At 32.7% G+C, this 23,664-nt stretch carries 20 protein-coding genes and 1 other annotated feature; of the genes, 12 read left to right on the top strand and 8 right to left on the bottom strand.

The window, feature by feature from the left end:
* Positions 1-175 precede the first annotated feature (175 nt).
* The 4 genes from JK636_RS07080 to JK636_RS07065 all read left to right on the top strand — a co-directional run bounded on the left by JK636_RS07080 (position 176) and on the right by JK636_RS07065 (position 5,496).
* The gene (locus JK636_RS07080; protein WP_202748130.1) at positions 176-1,711 is read left to right on the top strand and encodes a hypothetical protein; all 1,536 of its coding nucleotides are present in this window, start codon (positions 176-178) and stop codon (positions 1,709-1,711) included.
* Positions 1,712-1,840: 129 nt separating this feature from the next.
* Positions 1,841-3,304 (top strand): spore germination protein, encoded by a 1,464-nt coding sequence (locus JK636_RS07075; RefSeq protein ID WP_243428132.1) that lies wholly within the window; start codon positions 1,841-1,843, stop codon positions 3,302-3,304.
* A complete protein-coding gene (locus JK636_RS07070; protein ID WP_202748129.1) occupies positions 3,297-4,376 on the top strand; it encodes a GerAB/ArcD/ProY family transporter in 1,080 nt (359 codons plus the stop codon). Before JK636_RS07075 ends, JK636_RS07070 begins: the two co-directional genes overlap by 8 nt.
* A 1-nt stretch (position 4,377) precedes the next feature.
* Positions 4,378-5,496, top strand: coding sequence for a Ger(x)C family spore germination protein (locus JK636_RS07065; protein ID WP_202748128.1), 1,119 nt, complete (start codon positions 4,378-4,380; stop codon positions 5,494-5,496).
* An 84-nt stretch (positions 5,497-5,580) separates the two neighbouring features.
* Here the strand turns inward: JK636_RS07065 and JK636_RS07060 are convergent, their stop codons facing one another.
* On the bottom strand, positions 5,581-5,739 hold the full coding sequence (locus JK636_RS07060) for a hypothetical protein (RefSeq protein WP_202748127.1): 159 nt from the start codon (positions 5,737-5,739) through the stop codon (positions 5,581-5,583).
* Positions 5,740-5,922: 183 nt separating this feature from the next.
* On the opposite strand from JK636_RS07060, the gene glf reads away from it, so the two are divergent.
* Positions 5,923-7,041, top strand: a complete 1,119-nt coding sequence (glf, locus tag JK636_RS07055) for a UDP-galactopyranose mutase (protein WP_202748126.1) — start codon at positions 5,923-5,925, stop codon at positions 7,039-7,041.
* A 283-nt stretch (positions 7,042-7,324) separates the two neighbouring features.
* On the opposite strand, the gene JK636_RS07050 is transcribed toward glf, so the two are convergent.
* The 3 genes from JK636_RS07050 to JK636_RS07040 form a co-directional block, all read right to left on the bottom strand.
* The gene (locus tag JK636_RS07050; protein ID WP_202748125.1) at positions 7,325-8,341 is read right to left on the bottom strand and encodes a glycosyltransferase family 2 protein; all 1,017 of its coding nucleotides are present in this window, start codon (positions 8,339-8,341) and stop codon (positions 7,325-7,327) included.
* Complete coding sequence (locus JK636_RS07045; protein WP_202748780.1) at positions 8,342-8,992, bottom strand: phosphatase PAP2 family protein; 651 nt, start codon at positions 8,990-8,992, stop codon at positions 8,342-8,344.
* Between the two features lie 205 nt (positions 8,993-9,197).
* Positions 9,198-10,220 carry a DUF1646 family protein gene (locus tag JK636_RS07040; RefSeq protein ID WP_202748124.1) on the bottom strand — a complete coding sequence of 341 codons (1,023 nt, stop codon included), beginning with the start codon at positions 10,218-10,220 and terminating at the stop codon, positions 9,198-9,200.
* 298 nt (positions 10,221-10,518) lie between these two features.
* Positions 10,519-10,576: a sequence feature (sodium ion sensor (DUF1646 type); this cis-regulatory element may regulate processes involved in with the transportation of sodium ions), on the bottom strand.
* Positions 10,577-11,005: 429 nt separating this feature from the next.
* Here JK636_RS07040 and JK636_RS07035 point away from each other — a divergent pair.
* The 4 genes from JK636_RS07035 (at position 11,006) to JK636_RS07020 (ending at position 16,197) form a co-directional block, all read left to right on the top strand.
* The gene (locus tag JK636_RS07035; RefSeq protein WP_420839269.1) at positions 11,006-12,478 is read left to right on the top strand and encodes an amino acid permease; all 1,473 of its coding nucleotides are present in this window, start codon (positions 11,006-11,008) and stop codon (positions 12,476-12,478) included.
* A gap of 146 nt (positions 12,479-12,624) precedes the next feature.
* The gene (locus tag JK636_RS07030) at positions 12,625-13,170 is read left to right on the top strand and encodes a superoxide dismutase family protein (protein ID WP_202748122.1); all 546 of its coding nucleotides are present in this window, start codon (positions 12,625-12,627) and stop codon (positions 13,168-13,170) included.
* 58 nt (positions 13,171-13,228) lie between these two features.
* A complete protein-coding gene (locus JK636_RS07025; RefSeq protein ID WP_202748121.1) occupies positions 13,229-14,056 on the top strand; it encodes a PRD domain-containing protein in 828 nt (275 codons plus the stop codon).
* Positions 14,057-14,229: 173 nt separating this feature from the next.
* Positions 14,230-16,197, top strand: coding sequence for a glucose PTS transporter subunit IIA (locus tag JK636_RS07020; protein ID WP_202748778.1), 1,968 nt, complete (start codon positions 14,230-14,232; stop codon positions 16,195-16,197).
* Between the two features lie 47 nt (positions 16,198-16,244).
* Here JK636_RS07020 and pbp4b read toward each other — a convergent pair whose 3' ends face one another.
* The gene (gene pbp4b / locus JK636_RS07015; protein ID WP_202748120.1) at positions 16,245-18,914 is read right to left on the bottom strand and encodes a penicillin binding protein PBP4B; all 2,670 of its coding nucleotides are present in this window, start codon (positions 18,912-18,914) and stop codon (positions 16,245-16,247) included.
* A 611-nt stretch (positions 18,915-19,525) separates the two neighbouring features.
* Positions 19,526-19,711 (bottom strand): hypothetical protein, encoded by a 186-nt coding sequence (locus tag JK636_RS07010; protein ID WP_202748119.1) that lies wholly within the window; start codon positions 19,709-19,711, stop codon positions 19,526-19,528.
* Positions 19,712-19,971: 260 nt separating this feature from the next.
* Between JK636_RS07010 and JK636_RS07005 the strand changes: the two genes are divergently transcribed.
* Both JK636_RS07005 and JK636_RS07000 read left to right on the top strand, forming a co-directional pair.
* Positions 19,972-20,736, top strand: a complete 765-nt coding sequence (locus JK636_RS07005; protein ID WP_202748118.1) for a LytR/AlgR family response regulator transcription factor — start codon at positions 19,972-19,974, stop codon at positions 20,734-20,736.
* Positions 20,723-21,988 (top strand): sensor histidine kinase, encoded by a 1,266-nt coding sequence (locus JK636_RS07000; protein WP_202748117.1) that lies wholly within the window; start codon positions 20,723-20,725, stop codon positions 21,986-21,988. Before JK636_RS07005 ends, JK636_RS07000 begins: the two co-directional genes overlap by 14 nt.
* Positions 21,989-21,993: 5 nt before the next feature.
* Here the strand turns inward: JK636_RS07000 and JK636_RS06995 are convergent, their stop codons facing one another.
* Entirely contained in the window at positions 21,994-22,137 is a 144-nt protein-coding gene (locus JK636_RS06995) for a hypothetical protein (protein WP_021657651.1), read from the bottom strand.
* A 188-nt stretch (positions 22,138-22,325) separates the two neighbouring features.
* Positions 22,326-22,889 carry an accessory gene regulator ArgB-like protein gene (locus JK636_RS06990; protein ID WP_202748116.1) on the bottom strand — a complete coding sequence of 188 codons (564 nt, stop codon included), beginning with the start codon at positions 22,887-22,889 and terminating at the stop codon, positions 22,326-22,328.
* 260 nt (positions 22,890-23,149) lie between these two features.
* Here JK636_RS06990 and JK636_RS06985 point away from each other — a divergent pair, with 260 nt between their 5' ends.
* Positions 23,150-23,653 (top strand): hypothetical protein, encoded by a 504-nt coding sequence (locus JK636_RS06985; RefSeq protein ID WP_202748115.1) that lies wholly within the window; start codon positions 23,150-23,152, stop codon positions 23,651-23,653.
* The last annotated feature ends 11 nt before the right edge of the window (positions 23,654-23,664 follow it).

Here is a 23,664-nt window from a genome sequence, read left to right as displayed (position 1 = left end):
TAATAAAAGTGTGAATGATAAAGTGCGAAAATAGTTAATAACTCTATGCGGATATATTAAAAAAGTTGTTATTCTCAAGACATAGTACAGTATGTTACAATATCTCTATAATATTTTGATTAAACAACAAATTTTGATAAATAAATCAGCATTATGACTGAAAGGATGAAAAGTTATGGTTTGTAACAGCTGCAAAAGTGAATTTGATAATATTAATGGTCTGAAATTTTGCCCCTACTGCGGAATAAAGCTTGAAGAAGCTGAATCTGTAGAAACAAAAGAAATTACTGCTGCAGGCGTGGAAGCTGCAAGCGCTGAAAAAAAGTATGATACCTTAAAAATGCCTGTTATAACTGAAAAGCAGATTAAAGAATATAAAAGAGATAAATTTCTTAAAGCATTAGTAAAGCCTTTTAAAAACATAAAGGTTGTTATAAGCTTAATAACCTTGATTGTTATTATTGCAGCAGGGGGAGCAGGGTATCTATATTTCTCAGGAAGAACTGTGGATGAAGGGAGAATAAAAGAGGATCTTATAGGAAAAGCTATAGTACTTCCGAAGGGGACAAGTTTTGATATTAAAAAAGGATTTATAAAAAGCCTAAGTATAAGTGAAAGAAATACAAATAAGCGTGAAAAAAAGGACGATATAAAGATAGCTGTAGACTTAAATAACGGCAGTCTTGAAGTAAAAACATTGTTAGCGCTTCAGTATACAATGAATGATAATAAAAAGTGGGTAATTAATGATAAGATAACTATCTCCGGGGATACTTCTGTAAAGCCGTTGGTAGGTATGGAGGAAAATCAGATACTTGAAGGAGTTAAGAAATTAAATATAAATATAGGTGATAAGGAAAAAGCCTTAAGCGATGCAGATGTTAAAACTTTCAAAATGGATTCAAGAACTCCGGATTTTGACAATCTTAAGGAAACAGCACTTATTGATGCTGGCATAGACAGCGGCATTATTGCCTCAGCAGGCAAATTAAAATGTAATCTTGTTTTTGAAAATGAGGCTTGGAAGATAGCTTCTATTGAGAGAAACAGCAGTGAGGATTTTGTATTAGCTTTATCACCATCCTTTTCACAGGATAAAATGCTTGAACTTATTAAAAAGGAGCCTATAGAGCAGTCTGTGAGCAATGCAGGCGTTTTTGGAGGCAAGAGTTTTTATGTAAATGACAGCTTTACGAAGAGCATTGATATAGCTGATAAAAAGTTTGATGCTCAGAGCAAAAATTTAAGTGTTACTGTTAAAAGACAGAACAGCGCAGGGGAAGTAAAAGCAGTGCTTTCAACGGATTATACCTATGCACTGTCTTTTGATAAAATACAATTAGTTAAAAAATCTAAGACAACAGCTGAAAGCGTCACTATATCTGATGTATCAAAGGACGTTGTGGCAGCTAGTCTTGTAAATGCACAAATAGAAGGAAGCTATCAGTTTTTATGGTTTTCCGATAAGCACACTATAACAGCTGATGAAGCAAAAACCTTTAAAACTACTAAAGTGTCCTCTAAAAAAGGAATGGAAAATGTTAAGATTGTTACTGGAACCATTACTTATAACGATGGAGGAAAACAAAAAACTTCTTCTATTGCAGCAGTGTATGTCCTTGTTTATGACAACACAAAGGGTTATTCCTGGAAGCTTGATAAGGTGGCTGGAGAAGATTCAGCAAGTTATAAGCAGTATACAAGTGAATAAAAATAGAACCTTCATTATAGAAGGTTCTATTTTTTTGCTACATAATTAAACATTAACATGACTATAATAAACACAGGTCAAGCATTTTGCACTGCAAAACGTATATATCGTAAAGGGATGTGGCAGACATTGAATAAGGGTATGAGACTGGATTTCAGGTTAGATAATAATTTGAGAATTTTAAATTACTATTTTACTGATTGTCCAGATATAATAAAAAAGCAAGTGGCATTAAAAGAAATGAAAAGAGGCTGTTTTATATTTATTAAGGAATTTATAAATTCAGATTTGCTTCAAAGGGATTTTATAAGGCCGCTTATGATGATGGACTATTCTATGTTATCAGACAAGAATATAATAGAACATCTGCCTACACTAAACAATTTATTATGCTATGATATTGATTCTGTTGTTACTTCAGTGCTTGAAGGAAAAATAGTCTTTTTATTTGATGGAGTTAGTTTTGCAGTAGCATGTGATTTGATGAATGTAGAAAAAAGAGTCATAAGCGAGCCTGATGGAGAAAAAAATGTACGTGGTCCTCATGATGGATTTATTGAGTCACTAAACACAAATATTTCACTGCTAAGAAGCAAAATTAAGAGCAGTAAGCTTAAGTTTAAATCTATAGTTTTAGGAAATTTAACAAATCAGAATTTAGCTATAGCTTATATTGAGGGGATAGCTAACCCTGAAATAGTAAACAACTTTTATAATAAGATTAGTAATATAAAAATTGATGGATTGCTATCTATAGGTTATATTGAACAGCTGATAGTAGATTCCAAACTGTCAGTATTTCCTCAATATATAGCTACTGAAAGGATAGATAGATCTGTGGCAGCTCTTTTAGAGGGGAAAGTTGTAGTACTATTAGATGGTATTCCATATGCGCTGATAGCACCTATTTCCTTTTCTTCTTTTTTTGATGCCCCTGATGATTACAGCAGTAATTGGATACCCGGTACAATAATTAGATTTGTGAGATTTCTTAGCGTAATAACTACACTAACACTACCGGGCATATATATTTCTATTACATCATTTCAATATTACCTAATTCCAACTGATATATTAGTACAATTAGGTAAATCGAGGACAGCTGTTGCATTTCCTCCTGTAGCTGAAGCGCTTATGATGGAATTTACAGTTCAAATGATCAGGGAAGCTTCAATAAGGCTTCCAACATATATAGGTGCCACTATAGGTGTTGTTGGAGGTATTATAATTGGGCAGGCAGCAGTATCTGCAGGTATTGTAAGTAATTTGTTTATCATTGTAGTTGGAATAATGGCTATAGCATCTTACGTTACTCCAAACTACGAGTTTGGAATGACAATAACAGTACTAAGAATTTCTATTTTATTAATGGCATCTCTATTTGGAATTGTAGGAATGATTACCTGTTTTTCTTTACTTTTGATGCATTTATTATCCTTGGAATCCTTAGGTCAACCTTATTTTGCACCAATAATGCCATTAAAAATCCAAGATATTAAGGATACAATAATAAGATTTCCTTTGAAGTTTATGAAAAGAAGACCTAATACAGCACAACCTATAGAAAAAAGGAGAAGTGGTGAAGGTGAATAACCCTAAACATGAAATTACATCTGTTCAGCTAATGGGTTTCATAGTTTCAGCGCAAATAGGTATAGGAATTTTAACTTTCCCCTCTATTCTAGCACAGAAGGTAGGTCATGATGGCTGGATTTCAATCATTGGTGCAGGTGGTGCATGCTTATTTGAAGGTTTACTGATTACATATTTATTAAAAAGCTACTCAGATAAAACAATTTTTGAAATAAATAATATTGCCTATGGAAAAATTTTAGGCAGTATCCTCAATTTAGGGTTTATATTATATTTATTATTTATAACAGGCGTAACCTTGAGAATTTTTGAGGAAGCTGTAAATATTATTATACTTAAGCTTACGCCGCCTATAGTTATTACTTTTTTAATCCTTTTATCCACAATATATGGTATTTCAAAAGGATTAAAAGTTGTTTGCAGATTTGCGGTCATGCTGCTTTTTTCTTATCTTATTTTGTTTATAACTTTATTATTAGTTGTTAAATATACAAGATATACTTATTTGATGCCAATTGGGAATGCAGGTCTAATGCCAATAATACAAGGAATTAAAATAAGTTCATATTCATTTCTTGGATTTGAATTAATAGCATTTATATATCCTAATATTAAAGATAAAGAAAATGTCCCTAAGTATATGAGTTCAGCTTTAATTTTTACAACAATATATTATGCTTTATCAGTAATTGTTTCAATAATGGTGTTTGGAGAAAAAAAGTTAAGTATGGTTGTGTTTCCTGTTTATAATATTGAGCAGGCAATTGAGGTACCTATTATCGAAAGGTTGGATACACTATACATTCTATTTTGGTTTCCTACTATGGCTTCCAGTGTGCGAGCATATCTATTTTCAGCATATTATAGTATTTCAATGATGTTTAAAACAAAAAAAAGAAATCCTTTATTATTTATTATAGTTGCAATAGAAATAATAATAAGCAGGATACCTAAAGATTTTGAATCAACTTATGTTTATGCAGAATATGCAGGAAATATTGGAATGATAGTAGTGGCTATTATCATTTTCACTTTTTTCATTTCTATTTTCAGAAAGAAGGTGAAAATATAAAGTGAAAAAAACAATAATTTTTTTGCTGACTATAATAATGACTATAAATTTATCTGGGTGCTGGGATCAGAAGATATATGAAAAGTCTGGATTTGTACTGCAGGTAGGTTTTGAATCAACTAGTACAAAGGATATGTTAATATCCTTTACTATTCCTGTAGTTGATTTGACTGCAAAAGAAAGAACAGAATTAATTTATTCAAATGCAGGTATGCTTAGAGAATTTAGAGAAAAAGCGAGAAAAACATCAGCTAAGGTGGTTGAAGGCGGAAAAATACAGCAATTTTTAATAGAAGATTCTCTAGCAAGCAAGGGGATTAATAACTTGATAGAAGTAATTGAACGTGACTCTACTGATCCTCCAACTGCATTTGTTTTAATAACTGAGGGCAGTCCTAAGGAAATGCTTGAAGCATTGCAAGGATTTGGAGATAAACCGTTGCCGGCATTTTATATTCATGATTTGATTAGGAGCAATATAAAGTCATCCTATGTGCCTGAGACAAAGATATTTCAATTCAGCACACTGTATTTTGCACCAGGTATAGACCCTGTAGCACCAATTATAAAACTTCAGACAGACAAAGGAAAGGGAGTTGAAGTAACCGGTACTGCACTGTTTTCTGGGGATAAATTAGTAGGAAAAATTGATACAAAAGAAACCCCTTTCTTATTAGCTATGATGGGGAAAATGAAGGGCACTGTTTTTGTTTCTAAAAGGCTCCAAGAAAAGGAATTGGAGAATAATAAGAAAGGATGCGCTTTAAATATTAATAAAGTGAAACGTAAGCTTTCTGTAGAAATATTGGACAATAAACCTATAGTTAATATATCATTAAATTTAAACGCCACTGTTGCAGAATTTAAATGGAATGAAATGTATGATAGTGATTTTCAGCAACATATCGAGGAGGTTATTTCAGCAGAAATAAAAGAAATTTGTGAAAAAGTTTTGAAGTATACACAAGAAGTAGGCAGTGACCCCATAGGAATAGGTGATATTATACGCGCAAAGCATAATAACTACTGGAAAACGGTTAATTGGGAAAATGCTTATAAGGATGTAGTTTTTGATGTTAATGTTAATGTTAATATAAGCAATCATGGGGTAATACGATAATTATTAAAAGGTTCTGAACCATTAAAATAATATAACAGCCATGCGGTGGCACATGTCACCGCTTTTAACGTTTCTATAAGCATTTTAGTAAATATATTTGTTATGCATTTCGAAATAGGCGCCTATTTTGTCAAAGGTATCACTGATGAAGGGCAGCTGATCAAGCAGAAGAAAGACAATACAGGCAATAAGAAGAACACCAGCTGTATATAACCAATCTTTAAAAGTAATTGGACTTTTCACCCTAATCACATCCTTATAATCTCTTTTTTTTAGTATATTATGGTTAGTTTTTGTTTTGGTTAATTGAAGGTTAAAATCATGTTAATTAATTTTTTAAGCAATGATTATAAGTTGCTGCTTTTCTTATTGTAAAATTATGATATACTATCATTTAAGAAATTGATTATACGAGGAGAATTTATCATGTACGATTATCTGATTGTCGGAGCAGGTCTGTTTGGAGCAACCTTTGCTTATGAAGCTAATAAAAGAGGCAAGAAATGCCTTGTTATAGACAAGCGTTCACATATTGCAGGAAATATATATACAGCTGAGATTGATGGAATTCAGGTACATATGTATGGAGCACATATTTTTCATACCAGCAGTAAAGAAATTTGGGAGTATGTAAATCAGTTTGCTGAGTTTAATAGATATACAAATTCACCGGTTGCAAGGTACAAATCGGAGCTTTATAATATGCCTTTCAACATGAATACCTTCAATAAGATGTGGGGAGTAATAACCCCTGAAGAGGCAAAGGCTAAAATACAGCAGCAGATTGAGGAAGCAGGCATTACTGAGCCTGAAAATCTTGAGCAGCAGGCTATAAGCCTTGTTGGAAAAGATGTTTACGAAAAGCTTGTTAAGGGATATACAGAGAAGCAGTGGGGGCGCAGAGCAACAGAGCTTCCGAGCTTTATAATAAAAAGACTGCCTGTACGGTTTACCTATGATAACAACTACTTCAACGACAGGTATCAGGGAATACCAATTGGTGGTTATACTAAGATTATTGAGAAAATGCTTGAAGGCATAGAAGTGAAACTTAACACTGATTTCTTCAAGGATCGCAAGGAATTGAGTAGTCTAGCGGATAAGATAGTTTTTACTGGAATGATTGATGAATATTATGATTACTTATATGGTGAACTTGAATATCGTTCACTAAGATTTGAAACAGAAGTTATTGACGCTGAGAATTATCAGGGAAATGCAGTAGTTAATTATACTGAATATGAAATACCTTATACAAGAATAATTGAGCACAAGCATTTTGAGTTTGGAACTGAAAATGGAACAGTAAATCCTAAAACGGTAATTACAAAAGAGTATCCTGCAAACTGGAAACGAGGAGACGAACCTTATTACCCAATGAATGACGATAAAAACAATAACCTTTATGCAAAGTATAAGACTCTTTCTGATAAAGAAACAAATGTTATTTTTGGCGGCCGCCTTGGAATGTATAAATATCTTGATATGCATAATGTAGTGGCAGAAGCTTTAAAATGTGTAGAAAAGGAAATAGAGCAAAAATAATTAATTAAAACAAGGGGCTGACTCAAAACAGCTTAAACCTATCGCGTGGTATTTGAATTCTAGGAAACGTTCGCTTCGCAGATAAGACTAATAATTAAAAAATTTATAAAGCCTAAATCCTATAAACTCGTTTCACTCTGACAATATAGGATTTTTAACGGCTTTATAAATTTTTAAATTAAAGTCTTATTGCTGCTTGCTCAAATGTTTCTACGTATTCAAATACCACGCTAAGTTTAGCTGTTTTGAGTCAGCCCATTTTAATTATATTTTGTATATTAGATTAATTAAATCCAAAGACTTTTCTTGATAGTGAATAAGCGAATAATATAAGCTTTCTTCCCATAAGTCCTTTGAATTGTACAAACAGTCCTAGAAAGGATCTGCTGACTTCCTTATATAAATTATTGTTTTTGTAATTTAGATAATTCCAAAGTTCTTTCTTTTTATTTAAGTTTTCCTCTGTGTTATCCTTCAATAAAAGTACAGTAGTAATTGTCATCATCATAACCAGATATTTAACCATGTATTTGCGAAGTTTTTCGGATTTTACAATGGCTGGATTATAGCTGTCTATCATTATCTTCGTTACTTTAATCTGCTGGTCTATACGAGCAATCATTATCTTTTCATTTACAGATTGATCATCTCTTCCGATGAAGTATCTGTAAAGGTCCAAGTTTACATAATATATTGAATTTACATAAGGCAGCGGATTATATACAAATATGTTGTCAACATAAAAGGTATGTTTTGGAAGTTCAAGATTACACTTTCTAAGAACCTCAGTACGATAAATGACAGAGTGCATCAATATATTCTGGCTGCCTTTAAGATAACCCAAGTCATTCCAGGTAAATATTTTTTCTTCAGGCATTGCTCCTTTATAATTAATGCTTGTTGACTTTCCTAAACTCACATTTTCATATACATAATTTGCAATAAGCATGTCCAATTGTGTGGAACTGCTAATCATGTCTCTTAATATATTAAGTACTTTTTTAAAACTTTCCGTATCAAACCAATCATCGCTGTCAAGAACTTTAAAATATAAACCCGAAGCGTTTTTAAGGCCTGTGTTTACGGCATCTCCGTGGCCACCGTTTTCTTTATGAATTGCACGTATTATATTTGGATATTTTTTTTCATATTCGTCGGCTATTACTGAAGTATTATCTTTTGAACCATCATTTATAATTAAGATTTCTATATCCTCACTTCCAATTAGCAGAGATTCTATAGCCTTATTCATATAAGCTGCCGAATTGTAGCAAGGAATTGCTATTGTTAGAACTTTCATTTATGCCTCCTGATTAAAAGAATCTATTGTTTTATTAATTTGCAAGCGTAATGCAAATTGCCATGTCAGTTCCGAGAGTATAAGTCCTGCAAAAACATCAACTAAAACATGCTGTTTTGTTGCTAAGGTTGAAATACATATCATTATTGCTGTAAATAATGAAAAATAGCGGTACCATTTTGGTACAGATTCAGAGTTTCTAATACCAATAAAACAGTTCCAGCTTACTAAAACATGAATAGATGGAAAAAGATTATTTGCAGCATCTATACTGTATAAGAATTTAAGCATGTCCACAAATATGCCTGAAGAGGCTATATCTGGTCTTACATTTGTTGTAGGATAAGCGATGTATATAATACCGCAAATTAGTTTTCCGGTCAAATCTGCTATGGCTAAACGATAGCACTGCTCTTTGCTTATGCGGCTGATTAATATATAGTTAACAATCCAAAAAAGATAACAGCCAAAATAAACAACAACAAAAATTGGAATTACCGGAATTTTATTATCTAAATAAGAGGTTAAAGTATGAAAAATACGATTTTTATAAAATAGTCGTACCCCAGAATACACTGAAAAATTAACGATAACAACCAAAAGTAATGGAAGTGCAGAGTATTTTGGTATAATGCTGGATAATTTCTTCATCAAGTGTTGTAATTCCCTTCAGATTAATTAATTAATATTTTGCTTGGTTAAGACTGAATGTTAGTCTTACTTCAAAATGATACACTATAAGTATAATGTTTTTTATCATAACCAGTCAATATCTTTTGCTTTTATATAGAAAAAACTGCCAGACAAAGCCGTACAAAAGCTTCATTTGGCAGACAGAATGCTGCAAGAGCAAATATTATATTGCAAATATGATTACATAGTAAACAATCATCATGCCTATTCCCAGAGGAACTCCTAGTTTAATCCATTCACTGCTTTTAATTCTCAGTTTTCCTGCAGAAATGATATTTGGAATGTTTCCGGGGATCATCATTCCTCCGCTGATTAAAAGTCCCATTAATACAGCTTTAATTTGCGTTTCAGTCATCTTAGAGCTTATCTCAGCTGCAGCTAGTGTTGCATTATCAAGAACAGCTGAGGACATATTAACCCAATACAAATAACGTGTATCAAGAGGCAGTATAAAAGCATCGATTATCGGCTTGAAACCTTCTCCAAGAAGTTCTAGTGCAATTATAAACAAAAATATTTTAAGAGCTCTTATTATTATTACTGAAGTAGTTTCTACAATAGTAATTTCCTGAGAGTGGTCTATAGTCTTATTTTGCTGAGCTCCGAAGAGGGCACCGATAATTCCAAGGATTATTATTCCCGGTACAACATAAACGCCGAATTCCTTTAAAAGAAACCAGAAATCTACACCAAGTCTTGATACTACTATTGTAGATAAGGGTTCGCCTATTGGAGTTAATACAGCTCCAAGCCCGATTGAAAAGCAGGCGACTATATCGACTTTTATTTTATTTGCTCTGCTGATTGGAAGTATGCTTACAATTTCAACCAGAAGAAGTGCTGCAATAATTGCAGTTATAACACTTGATAAAAGTCCTATAATTACAATCAGAAGAAATATAAAAATTTTTAGGGGAATACGCTTTAGAGCATACTCTATTGCACCTTCAATGCGTTCGTTCAGCGCTTTAAATAAAAAGCCACCTACAAGCACCGCAAATGCAATTATATACATGAATTTATTTTCGGTAATCTTTAGCAAAAGTTCTTTATTGAGAACCCCTGAAGCAATAGAAGCTGCAAGTCCCACTAAAAATAGAAAAACTTCAAGATTTTTTTCTACTTTCTTAGATACAATCGGCAGCACAAAAGTTATTATTAAAAGTAAAATTAATACGTAGAGCATTGTTTTAAACCTCCTATATGCTTAATAAAAATCAAATCACGCCCAGTGTCTTTATTATGATTTGAAAGATAAATAAAAATTAAACTTATTTTTTATTTGCGTTTTTTTCTTTTTCTTCTTTTTCAAGCCTCTTTGGAAAAACAACATTTAAGTAAATAAATCCCACTATTAATGCTGCAATAGGTAAAAAATAATTATGCTTTTAAAATTCATGCTACTACCTCCCTATAATAATTCTCCTAGTCAAAATAAACACTGGGCAAACAAAAAAATAAAAAAGGTGGGAAACTCAAATAAGAGTTTCCCACCCTAGAAACAAATTTCTCGGAATCAGATATTAATAAATCTGTCCAACCGAAAGAAAATTTGCAATTTTATATTAGGAGTATACCATAAATTTTAATATAATACAATTCTTACGGATGTAAGTTAGGTTAATATTCTGTTTAATTTTATATTTAACAATATTTGTCTGCAAATTAAGATAACTGCTTCTATTGAATAAAAACTTGCTAATAAGCAAAGTGTGAATAATTTACATCACACATTTTTGCGAAAATTTTAATTAAATATTGTATAATTTCAGAAATTGTGATAAAATTCAAATATGTGTTAATAGTGTGTTAATTGATACATAATTTAGCAATAATTATATAAAAAATATGTCGAATTGCGCAATTTACATATTTAGTAGCTGCTAGTGATTTTTAATTATGGATGCAGCAAATTTTCAAGATAGACAAGCTGTAGAATCAAAAAACTAAATTTTATTTAAAGGGGGAATAATCGTGAGTGACAACACAGAAAGAAATCTTACCTGGAAAAACCTTGCCCTGATGGCCTTTGTAATGGTATGGGGATTTGGTAACGTTGTTAACAATTTTGCAAATCAAGGTTTAAAAGTAATAGTTTCATGGGTACTTATCATTTCATTGTATTTTATTCCATACGCACTAATGGTAGGAGAGTTAGGATCTACCTTTAAGGATGGGAAAGGCGGGGTTAGTACTTGGATAAAAGCTTCCATGGGACCTCTTCTTGCTTATCTTGCAGGATGGACTTATTGGGTAGTCCACGTTCCATATTTGGCTCAAAAGCCTCAGTCAATACTTATTGCATTAGGATGGGTTTTTACCCAAAATGGAAATTTTATTAAAGGCTTAAATCCATTGCTTCTGCAGTCAATAATACTTGTTCTTTTCATTTTCTTCTTATGGGTTGCTTCAAAGGGAGTAAATTCACTAAAGAGAATTGGAACAGTGGCAGGAACAGCAACTTTTGTAATGTCTATATTATATATAATTATGGTTATCACAGCACCAAAAATCACTGGGATGAAGATTGCAACAACTCATATAACTGCAAAGACTTTTATTCCGGATTTTAATTTTGCATACTTTACTACGATATCAATGCTAGTGTTTGCTGTAGGAGGATGTGAAAAAATATCTCCTTATGTTAATAATACAAAGAATCCATCAAAGAACTTTCCAAAAGGAATGATAGTTTTAGCTATAATGGTTGCTGTATCTGCACTTTTAGGTTCTGTAGCAATGGGAATGATGTTTGATGCTAATAATATTCCTAAGGACTTAAAGATGAACGGTCAATATTATGCCTTTAAGATGCTTGGTCAATATTATGGTCTAGGAAACTTATTCTTAATACTATATGCAGTTGCTAACATGCTTGCTCAGATTTCAGCGCTGGCATTTTCTATCGATGCACCACTTAAGGTTTTATTTGCAGACTCAGATAGAAGATATATTCCAGAGAGCTTAACTAAGGTAAACAAGCATGGTACTCCAATCAATGGATACAAAATGACTGCAGTTTTAGTTGGTATATTAATTATGCTTCCTGCTTTTGGTATGGGAGATATAAACACAATATTTAACTGGCTTCTGGATTTAAACTCTGTAGTTATGCCTTTAAGATACTTATGGGTATTTGCAGCTTATATGGCTGTAAGAGGTTTTGCTAAGCATAAGTTCTCTTCAGAGTATAAGTTTGTTAAAAACGATAAAGTAGGCGTTGGTATAGGGTTATGGTGCTTTGTGTTTACTGCATTTGCTTGTATTATGGGTATGTTTCCAAAGAGCAATATTCCAGTTTATTCATCACAATGGTACTTCCAGTTAACTCTTAATTTTGTAACTCCTGTTGTTTTAATTGGACTTGGATTAATACTGCCTATTATTGCAAGAAGAAATAACAAAAATATTACTGCTTCAATAACAGAAGAAATAGGACAATAAAACTTTAATACTATACAAAAGAGAGAACGTGGCGTTCTCTCTTTTTGCATACTTAAAATTTATTAATTTAACCTATATAGTTCAGATGTAACTATTAACGTAAAATATGCATAACATAAATTGTATTATTTTATTTGGAGGATATAATGAATTTGGAGAATTATCAATACCCTTTTTTCAATGATTACTATTATGGATACAGAAATGATGCAGGGCAAAAAAGTAAGTTTACTAAGGCTGTAGCGTACATTACCGGAGGACCTTTGGCATCAGGTATAACTGGAACAGTAATTTTTACAGATGTACAAGGTGGGACAGAGGTATCTGTAGAAGTAAATGGACTGCCATCTTATAAGAGCGCTTCCGGAGGGAATCCACAGGTTGGACCTCATGGTTTTCACATACATGAAAATGGCGACTGCAGTGTAGACAGCAGTTCAAATCCATTTGCAGCAGCAGGAGGACACTGGAACCCAACTAATCAGCCACATGGCAATCATGCCGGAGATTTTCCTGTTCTTTTTTCAAATAACGGCTATGCAAGAATGATATTCTTTACAAATAAATTTGACGTTTCACAGGTTATAGGGAAGTCGGTAATTATACATGAAGGACCGGACGACTATAAGACACAGCCCGCTGGAGGCTCTGGAAGAAGGCTGGCTTGCGGATTGATTCAGGGAATGATGTAATTTTATATACATTGTGGTATAATAACTAAACGTTAATAAAGTAGTCAGGAGGTCAACTATGGACAAATATAAGATAAAGAAAGTGCTTAATAACAATGTTGTAATTGCAGAAAAAGAAAAAAGAGAATTTGTCCTAGTTGGAAAGGCTATCGGGTACAAAATAAATAAAGGCTCAATTATTTCAGAGGATAAGGTTGAAAATATTTTTGTTAAAAAGTCACAAGAGTCAACAGAGAACTTTAATAAGGTTCTTGAGAATGTAGATAGTGAGATTGTAGGTATTTCCGAAGAAATAATATCTATATGCGAAAAGGAGCTAAAGGTTAAGCTCAGCGAGGCTATACATGTGTCTCTTCCGGATCATATTAATTTTTCAATTAGAAGAATAAAGCAGGGCGTTAAGATTGAAAATCCGTTCTTGCATGAACTTATGGCTTTATATCCAGTGGAGTATATATTAGCACAAAAGGCTTTGATTATGATAAATACGAGGTTTAACATGGAACTTCCAGAGGATGAAATAGGTTTTATATGTATGCATATTAAGGCTGCGGAAAATCAGCAGGAGGTTACAAGTGCGCTTGCTTATACAAAGAAAATAGGTGAGGTTATGGAACTTATATCAAAGCTTTTAAAAAAGAATTTTGATAAGAATTCTTTAGAATATGTAAGAACAGTAACTCATATAAATTTTATGATTGAAAGAATAGTGAGCAGGAAAACTGTAAAAAATTACTTGCTTGACAGCATAAAAAAAGATTTGTATAATGAGTACGATATTGCAATCAAGGTTGCAATGAAAATTGAAAATTTATTTTCTGTTAAAGTTCCTGAGGATGAGATAGGTTTTATAACCTTGCATCTTAGCAGAATTTCGGAAACATAAGCAGTGTTACTATTGAATTAGGCACGAGCTTAAAGGGAATAGCTATATTATAGCTATAAGTGTACCCTTTTTGCTCGTGTTTTTGTTTTTTGTTTCCACTAATTAAAATTTTTAAGGAGGTTTTTTAAGTGAAAAAGTTATTTGCAGTACTGCAAAAAATAGGTAAGTCACTAATGCTGCCAGTTTCAGTACTTCCAGCAGCTGGACTTTTACTAAGATTTGGTCAGCCTGACCTTTTAAACATACCTTATATGGCTCAGGCAGGCGATGTAATTTTCAGCAATCTTCCAATGATTTTTGCGGTTGGAGTTGCCATTGGTTTCTCAGGAGGCGAGGGAGTTGCCGCTTTAGCTGCCACAGTAGGTCAGCTTATTCTTGAAGGTATTATTAAAGTAGCCAGTGCTAATGCTGCCGCTGCTATGGCTGCTAAGATTGCAGCTGAAAAGGGCATGCAGCTCTCAGATTTCATGAAAACTGCTGCTTATGCTGATGTAGTGAAGAACACAACCATAAATATGGGTGTATTTGGCGGTATCATTATAGGTTTAATTGCAGGCTATTTATACAATAAGTTCCATGATATTAAACTGCCGCAGGTTTTAGGTTTCTTCGGCGGAAAAAGATTTGTGCCAATTATAACTTCTTTTGCAGCTTTGCTGTTTGCAATCATTGGTGTTAATATATGGGCTCCAATTCAAAATGCAATAAATGTTTTTGCCCAGTTTGCAACCACTTCAGTATTAGGACCTGCTTTTTATGCAGCAGGTAAGAGACTTTTAATACCGGTAGGCCTGCATCATATGTATTATCCACCATTCTTATATCAATTTGGACAGTATGTTTCAAATGGTGTAACTTACTTTGGAGATTCAGCTAGGTTCTTCCACGGAGATCCTACTGCAGGAATATTTATGGCATCAGAATATCCAATACTTATGTTTGGTCTTCCAGGAGCAGCTTTAGCTATGATAGCTGCTGCAAAGAAGGAAAACAGAAAGAAAGTATCCGGTATGATGATTTCAGCAGCTTTTGTTGCTTTCTTGACAGGAATAACAGAGCCAATCGAATTTTCCTTTATATTCGTAGCACCAGTTTTATTTGTATTCCACGTAGCGGCAGCTTTTGCAGCTGGTATAGTTACAAGTTTGTTAAAGATTAGATTAGGTTACACCTTCTCAGCATCTTTTATAGATTATCTTTTAGGTTTTAAATTTGCGGGACATCCAATGTTGATGTGGTTAGTTGGACTTGTATTCTTTGCACTTTACTTTGTAGTTTTCTATTTTGTAATTACAAAGTTCAATATAAAGACTCCAGGAAGAGAAGATGAGGAAGAAGTGTCTTCTGAACTTACAAATGCAAAGGGTTCCGAAAGAGCTGCAAGAGTTTTAGAAGCAATCGGAGGCTCAGAAAATATCCAGGTTTTAGATGCATGTATTACAAGACTTAGACTTACATTAAATGATGTTTCAAAGGTTGATCAAGGAAAGCTTAAAGCTCTTGGAGCTGCAGGCGTATTAACTGCAGGAAACAGTGTTCAGGCTATTTTTGGAACTGAAGCAGAAAGAATTAAAGATGATATGAAAGCTATTATAGCAAAGGGTGGTGTTTTTCAAACTAATAGAGAAGATAGTGCTAATGAAAAGGAAACTGCAGTGACTTCAGCGGATAAAAAGGTTAAGTCCGGTTCTTATACACTTTACAGCCCTATGGAAGGTGAAGTTGTTTCATTAGATAAGGTTCCTGATGATGTATTTTCAGCAATGCTTTTAGGTGATGGCTTCGGAATAATCCCTGCTAAAGGTGAAGTTTACGCTCCGGCAGACGGAGAGGTAACTGTTTTATTCCCAACTAAGCATGCTGCTGCTGTTACAACTGATAACGGACTTGAGGTTTTAGTTCATATAGGTATTGATACAGTAGCCTTAAATGGTGAAGGTTTTACAGCTCACGTTGCTCAAGGCGACAAGGTTAAAAAAGGCGATCTTTTAATAAGCTTTGATACGAAAGTAGTGGGAGAAAAGGCTAAGAGCCTTACTTCAGCAGTTATAGTAACAAACATGGATAATGTTGAAAGCATAGACGTAAGCTATGGAAATAAAAAAGCTAAGGAAGAAGCTGCTGTAATAAAAGTTAAATAGAAAGTAAAAGCTGCCTGTAGAGCTTCACAGGCAGCTTTTTTACTATATTACGACCATTGTTTAATAAGAGCCTTTGCATCAGAATTTAATATGTCTTTTGCAGGTTTTGAAATATTATTTTCCATTGGGGAATTGTTTAGATGCTTTATAAAATCCTCCATATGGCTTACAGCTTGCTTTTGTTTTTTGTCATTTATAAATTTTTCAGCCTGACCTAAGCTATTGTTAAGCTGAGGCAGAAGTGGGCTTGTAAGCTCGCCTTTTTTCTGGTATTCATCAATAAGTCTTCTAATAGAATTAATGCTGGTAGTAACTTCAACCTTAGCTTTATTAGATTCTACGGTAACTCCGTTAAGTGATACCGATGCAAAAATATCTGCTGAACCGGTATCTTTAGCTGTTACAATACCATTTTCTACTGAGGCTGTATTTGGATTTGAGGAGGTGTAACTAATTGCTGCATTAGTAAGGTCTATTGGAGTACCTCCTTTGCCAAAGCCTGTTAAACTGATATTAGCAGTTTGATTTCTTTCAAGGTTTGTTTTATCTAAGGATAATTTTACACTGTTTAAAGGAGTCTTATCTGTCATAAGGGCGTTATATATCAAACCGGTAATCGGACCAAAGTCACCAATCGAGTAGTTTTTATAGCCATCAAAATCAAGTTTGCTGTTTATTATGCTTGAATGTCTTAAATTTGTAAGCATAGTGATAGTCATATTATAAACTGGATCAATAATTGTTAAAGTACCTGTCCAACCTTGATGACCATAGGTGCTTCTGCTAGGTCCCCAATTAAAGTACCAGTATGAAGAGGATTTTGAAGCTAATCTCCAGCCAAGTCCGTAGGTAGAAGAATCCACTTTAGTTGGATCTACGCTGTATGGAGCTGTAAATTGGTCTGCAACTTCCTTTGTAAATACTTGAGTTCCATTATAAATACCGCCATTAAGCATAAGCTGAGTTAATACAGCCATATCACCTGTAGTAGAGAACAATCCTGCATGACCGGATACTCCGCCCATGGTATACCATGCTTTTTCGTCATGGACTTCGCCTTGAAGCGTATATTTTCTGATATTAACTGGTGAGCCGTCTTCCATAAGCCCGAAGTTAATATGTCCATCGCGGGTGTTTCCGTTTAATTCTGTAGCAGCTATTTCTGATTTTGAGAAACCCTTTTGGAGTGGATTGAAAACTGTATGTGATAAGCCGAGTTTTCCGTAAATCTCATTTTCAACATATTTGTCAAGAGACATGCCGCTTGCCTGTTCAACGAGAAGGCCAAGTATCATAAAGTCAAGGTCACTGTAACTGATGCTTGTTCTAGGCTGATATTGCAGAGGAGTTTTACATATAATATCAATTATTTTTGCACGGCTTGTAAAGTCGCTGCTTTGATACCATAAGTCGCCGGCAACATTTTTATTTGGATATTGAGGATCAGGAATGTTTCCTCCACTGTGATGAAGAAGGTCACGTACAGTTACGGTTTCCTTACCGGTTACAGCCTTAGTTAATCCTTTTCCTATAATCCAATTACCGGTATATGTTACATAGCTGTCTTTGTAATTCTGCCATCCCTGGAAAGTGCTTATAGGCTGGTCAAGATTTAACTTTCCTTCTGACACAAGCTTTTGTATTGCATAGTTGGTCGCATACATTTTAGTATTTGATGCTAAATCCCATAATGAATTGACTGAGGCTTTTTCCCATTGTGACTGTGGTAAAAGCTGAGCAGGCTGATAAGCTCCGTCTACATAAGCTGTATCATATTTCTTTAAGTAACCATAGGCAGTATTTTTTACAATCTTACCGTCCTTGACAATGATTACTGCAGCTCCAGGGAAACCTTGATTTACTTCCTTATTGATATAGTCATCAATTTTGTTTAGTTTTTCTGAATTAAAGCCAACCTGCTCCGGGACAGCAGCAGCGGTTATTTGGTCATAGGCTGAGTTCTGCCTATTAAGAAGGTAGCTGTTGTTATTAATAGTTAATGTCCCTATCTGAAATAGTCTTTCAATATAAGGCAGTGATAAATAATATTTATTGTTTTGCATAAAACCATCTACATCATTGAAAACTACGTCAGTATAATAATTTAGCATATTAGTTGTAACATTTGCACCTATTCTATTACTGTTTATATTTATCTCAAAATAATCTTTATCATGATATATAGTTAATATATCAACAGTACCTATTGCAGCACCATCAAACATATATCCATTTTTTCCATATTTATAAGTTAGATTTAGAAGATTTGTTGAATCTTCAACTGCTATGTAACTTTTATTGTTCTTTTTTACTATGAGATTTGAATTTATAAGCTGTGGTGAATTATACGTACGGGCATCACCGTCAATTAGCCATACTTCTGCCAGACCATCTTTTGCTCTTACATACTTCTTATCCTTTGGAAACACACTATCCTCTTTAACCGTAAAGCCTATATACGCATCGTTGGAAGAACCGGAGAAATTAAAAGTCATCTTTAAGCCATACTCATCAGTAGTTTTTTCTGATATTGTACCTGCTGCATTATTATTTAAAGCAGCAGCTTCTATGTTTCCTGAATATTTATTGTCATATCTATGATAGTGTACAATTAGCTTTGTTATACCATTAGCTGCAAAAACAGGAATATTTGGAATTAACGTTAGCAGCATAGCAAAGATTGTCAGAATCGATATTAATTTAATTTTTAAATTCATGTTTATCCCTCTTTCTCTAAATATAAATTTGTAATTAGAGCCTGACAAAGGTGCTTTGGTGTTTAGAGTTAATCTTTGCATAAATTATCCGGTATTTAATTTATAATTTGACATTGTATTAAATCCTCCTTAGACCATCTTAATATTATCAACCCGCAGGTTTGATTTATATTTAAAATAAAAAGAGCCAAAAGGATAACAGGTATCCTTTTGGCTCATGCTTGACTTTACTCAATAACACGCCGTTTAATATATAAATTTTAGCTGTATCAGTTTCTAATAGTGCTAGTACTACGGTTGCCTTATATAAGTTATTATAAAGTATTTTCCATAATGTGTAAATATATTTGAAAATATTTTTCGTGTTATTTTAGTACTGCAATTATATTATAATAGCAAAGAAATCACAGTAGTATTAAAAGTGATGGCAGAGTGGTTTTAAAGTTACAAGTAGATGTAAGCGCTAACATTAATTACATTATTTTCAAAATAACTATTGAGCTTTTATAAGTGATTGTGTTATAATAATTAAGTGAGCGGATTGCGGATTAAGCAATTAGCTTATGACACGAATATTATTTTACTTAAGTGCAGTAAGAAGCTTGGCAGAGCTACTTGCTGCTTTCTTTTTTATCTAAATTTAATGTGATTTCAGATGATAACTCATCCTTTTTTAATGTTGTTTTTGATTGAAACAACGCCTTCATTATTTCCTGTCTGTAACAAAAGCCAAACAGCATTGCAACAATTCCCAGCATTGTGACACATAATACAGTAATAATAAAATTCAAATTCACAATATCACTCTCCTTAATAATATATGGTATGCAATCCGCTCATTATAAGGATAAAATTAAAAAATGATATATGTGTGTACAATAATTGTAACATATATTTCTATGTATTATATAACATAATACATAAAAGACCCAATTTTTGTCATTAATATCTGTAACTATTTTATTTTATTAGATTCGTTAATTTGAAAGAAGGTATTTCCAAATATTTGTAGAATAGTAATTTAAGATAAATAACACTAAAAGGGGCTGATAACTATATGTACAATATTTTGATTTTAGAGGATGATTGTATTCAGTTGAAAACCCTGTCCGAAATTATAAAACAATCAAGTGACGTGTATAAAGTATATGAAGCCAGCAATACAGCTGAAGCTATGAAAGCAGCACTCACTGAGAGGATTGATCTTTTCTATATAGATATTAGTCTAAAAAATGAATCTGGTCTTAAATTTGCAGAAGAAATAAGAAAAGAAGAAGGTTACAAGCTCACCTGGATAGTATTTGTAACAATTTATAAGGATTATATGCTTCCTGCCTTTAAAAAAATACATTGTTATGACTATATATTAAAGCCTTATAATAAGGAAAATATTCAAAAAATCACTAAGCTTTTGCTCTCGGATGACAGGGCGCAGGTTGCTGCTACCGAAATTAGAGAGAATTTTATAATTGTAAATGTGAAAAACATACAGGTAAAAATATTTGTCAGCGAAATAATTTTTGTGGAAGTTTTTATTAGAACTTCAATAATACATACTATAAATGGTTCCTTTACAATAGATTATTTATCACTTAAAAAATTAAACTCAATGATAAATGATAAGAATATTCTTCAAAGCCATAGATCTTATTTAGTTAATGTAAAATATATAAACAAGATTGAAAAGACAACTGATAAAACCTCTTATAAGATTTATTTTTATAATACTACTGATACCGCATTATTAGGAAACAATTATAAGAAATGTATAATAGAAAGGTTTAATAATGCTATAGGCGGGGATATAAATGATAGGATATAAGATATTCATACTTATTTTCTTAGAATTAACAAGTTTTATGCTGCTGTGGAATATGTTTAACAAAAAATATGAAAAGAGACTATTTAAAAGTATTTTCATTGTTATATGTACATCTTCAGTTGTTGTTCTTACAAATTATATTTATCCTCCTTTGCAATCTTTGATTAATTATATAGTTGTATTTTTATTTATAAAGCTAATCTTTAAAAAAAGCACAAAATACCTGTTTCTTGAATTCGGGCTTGTGCTTGCCATTTCAAGTATAATGCAGCTTGCAGTGATTATTATACTTAGATTATTTATACCGGCATTTTTACTAAAGGATGACTTTTCATATTATATTATAGCTGATTTTATTTGCGTAATTTTAAGCTCTTGTACTTACAAATATGTATCTTACGGCAGGTTATCAATTTTTTTCAAACAGGAAAGTTCAAAAATTTACTTTTTTTCAGTGAATCTTTTTATTTACATAGTTGCGGCGAGATGGCTTTGGAGTTTTAAGAGGCACCAGTTCCTTGACGAAATTGCCATGTATCTTATAATTCCTGTAGTTCTGATTTTAGCTAACTTGTTTTTCTTAGAATACCATATGAAAAGCAGCGAGATAAAGAAATCTGTAGAGGAATATGAAAAGTATTCACCGGTGATATCAGAGCTTTTAGAGGATGTGAGAAGGAGACAGCACGATTTCAAAAATCATTTAAACACTATTTATGGTCTTGTTATGATTTCTGATGAAAGAAATTTGAAGGAAACTATAAGCCAATATATGAATTCGGTCAATATTTCCTTGGAAAATATGGAGAAGGTACTTCAGATTGACAACTCCGTAGTCACAGCTATTATTTATAATAAGATAAATGAAGCAGCTAAAAATAATATTGAATTTGATTATTCTATACAGAGTAATTCAAGGTTTCCATTTAAGGATCATGAGCTTTCAGAAGTTTTGAACAATCTATTGGATAATGCTTTTGAAGCTGTTTTAAATTCTGAAAATTATCCTAAAAAAGTATTTTTAAATATAGGGTACCTCGAAGAAAATTGTGTTATAGAAATCGGAAATACAGGAGATAGAATAGAGTTAAATGATATTGGCAAAATTTTTAATGCAGGCTATACAACTAAACGAGGTGAAAACAGGGGATATGGGCTTTATAATGTTAAAAAGATAGTTGAATCCTGCAGCGGCAAAATCCAACTATCCTTTGAAAATAACTATACAATTTTCAGTATCAAATTAACATAAATTAATTATTCTTCTTTTAATATTTCTGGTATTTCAGGTTCGCCGAGGAAGATGAAAGATCCGTAAAAAGGCATAAAGAATGTAGTTACAGCAAGGCAAAGAGCACACAATATTGATTTTCCTTTTAAGTTTTTAAATTCTTTTTTCATGATTTTCCTCCTTATAGTCGGAACACCGAGTAATTTAAGACTCTCGCTCCGCTCGAAAATTACTCGTAAAAGTCCATTTAGGACTTTTACCTCCTTTTAGTCGGAACACTGAGAAATTAAAGATTACTCGCTCCCGCTCGCTAATTGCTCGTTAAAGGTCATTTAGACCTTTAACCTCCCCAAATAGGTCATTTAGATTTGTTTTTAACCAATACAAGCTGTATTGTTTGAATAAATAATGTGCTGAAACCAGCATTTTTATATGGTATGCTTTCTATAAACAATAAAATAATGGTCCATAATACTATAGACAGAGCTGCTGTAAGCTTATACTGCAGCTTTTTTTTACTGTCTTTTATTGGTCTTCTTACGCTGCAAATTGGGGCTCTTGAGAGAGCTATAATAAAGCAGGCTAGTCCAATAAATATATAGACTGCCCCAGAAAAACCAGGGACCATGGGCGCAAGAACACTTGTAAATATAAAGAGAAGGGTTGTTAAAATCAGGCAGTTCAAGGTTCCCTTTACGTGTACTCCACCTGCAAATACCCTTGTTGTAAGCAGTATTAGCAGTGAAAAGTAGAAGTAGTTCTGACTATGTACCAGATTAAAAAACAGTAAAAGAAAGATAATTTTGAATCCTTCACTTAAAAGTATACTTAAGCCGTATTGAATTCTAGCTCTGTCTTTAGCATTATCATAAGCTTCGGTACAAATGAAGGAAGCAAGTTTAGGAGCCATTTTTTCTATCATTCTAAAGCACCACCAAAACATTTCATTTAAAGAAGCTTCTTTATCTAATAATATGATTACATTCACAATTTTAGTACAAGCCATATAAGTTTATAGTTAAAATTATTTAGTATGTAACGATTCACTTTTTGCACTTTCTTTACATCATATATTTACATCATATATTTTGATTTTTATACATATATAATTATGAGAAGAACTGACATAACTAGTAGCAGTGTTATTTTTAATAACATTAGAAGTAGAGGGGGAGAGTTTTTATGTATAGGACAAGAATTTGCAGCAATTGCGATAACAATAAGTTTAATGTTATTCCTGACGGTGTTTCCTTCAGGGTGGAATGCTCAGAATGTCACAGTGTTAAAGAAGTATTTGAACTTGACGGCAGAATGATAGTACCTGTTTGCAGCAAATGTAATAGCAGATTATTTAAGCTTAGGGAAAAGGTAAACGAAAACTCTATAGAGGTAGATTTTATATGCTCTGAGTGCGGTGAAGGTGTTTCCTATATTTATATTGATGATGAAGGTAAGGAAGTTACTTTAGAAAAGAGGACTCTTTTAGATATGAAGAAATTTCTTCAGGTTATTAATGACAGATTATATAATATTGCATTTTCTGTTCAAGGAGTTAAAAAGCTTGAAGAGGAATTGATTACTATAGATGGCGCTGATGATGCACTCAATAATATAAATAATGAGTTGAATTCTATAAAAAATGAAGCCGAAGCAATTGAGGCAAGAATTAAAAAACTTGAGATATAAAAGAAGAGGTT

Source organism: Clostridium rhizosphaerae, assembly GCF_016765585.1.
Taxonomy (GTDB): domain Bacteria; phylum Bacillota; class Clostridia; order Clostridiales; family Clostridiaceae; genus Clostridium_AT; species Clostridium_AT rhizosphaerae.
Note: the sequence above shows the minus strand (reverse complement) of the source record. Positions and strands in the feature narration are given on the sequence as shown.

What these genes read in the sequence shown, in the direction of transcription:
- JK636_RS07020 (WP_202748778.1), top strand. Translation starts at nt 14,230, where the DNA reads ATGCTGCCAGTTTCAGTACTTCCAGCAGCTGGACTTTTACTAAGATTT.
- JK636_RS07025 (WP_202748121.1), top strand. Translation starts at nt 13,229, where the DNA reads ATGGACAAATATAAGATAAAGAAAGTGCTTAATAACAATGTTGTAATT.
- JK636_RS06985 (WP_202748115.1), top strand. Translation starts at nt 23,150, where the DNA reads ATGTATAGGACAAGAATTTGCAGCAATTGCGATAACAATAAGTTTAAT.
- JK636_RS07005 (WP_202748118.1), top strand. Translation starts at nt 19,972, where the DNA reads ATGTACAATATTTTGATTTTAGAGGATGATTGTATTCAGTTGAAAACC.
- JK636_RS07040 (WP_202748124.1), bottom strand. Translation starts at nt 10,220, where the DNA reads ATGCTCTACGTATTAATTTTACTTTTAATAATAACTTTTGTGCTGCCG.
- pbp4b (WP_202748120.1), bottom strand. Translation starts at nt 18,914, where the DNA reads ATGAATTTAAAAATTAAATTAATATCGATTCTGACAATCTTTGCTATG.
- JK636_RS06990 (WP_202748116.1), bottom strand. Translation starts at nt 22,889, where the DNA reads ATGATAGAAAAAATGGCTCCTAAACTTGCTTCCTTCATTTGTACCGAA.
- JK636_RS07080 (WP_202748130.1), top strand. Translation starts at nt 176, where the DNA reads ATGGTTTGTAACAGCTGCAAAAGTGAATTTGATAATATTAATGGTCTG.
- glf (WP_202748126.1), top strand. Translation starts at nt 5,923, where the DNA reads ATGTACGATTATCTGATTGTCGGAGCAGGTCTGTTTGGAGCAACCTTT.
- JK636_RS07045 (WP_202748780.1), bottom strand. Translation starts at nt 8,992, where the DNA reads ATGAAGAAATTATCCAGCATTATACCAAAATACTCTGCACTTCCATTA.
- JK636_RS07030 (WP_202748122.1), top strand. Translation starts at nt 12,625, where the DNA reads ATGAATTTGGAGAATTATCAATACCCTTTTTTCAATGATTACTATTAT.
- JK636_RS06995 (WP_021657651.1), bottom strand. Translation starts at nt 22,137, where the DNA reads ATGAAAAAAGAATTTAAAAACTTAAAAGGAAAATCAATATTGTGTGCT.
- JK636_RS07050 (WP_202748125.1), bottom strand. Translation starts at nt 8,341, where the DNA reads ATGAAAGTTCTAACAATAGCAATTCCTTGCTACAATTCGGCAGCTTAT.
- JK636_RS07000 (WP_202748117.1), top strand. Translation starts at nt 20,723, where the DNA reads ATGATAGGATATAAGATATTCATACTTATTTTCTTAGAATTAACAAGT.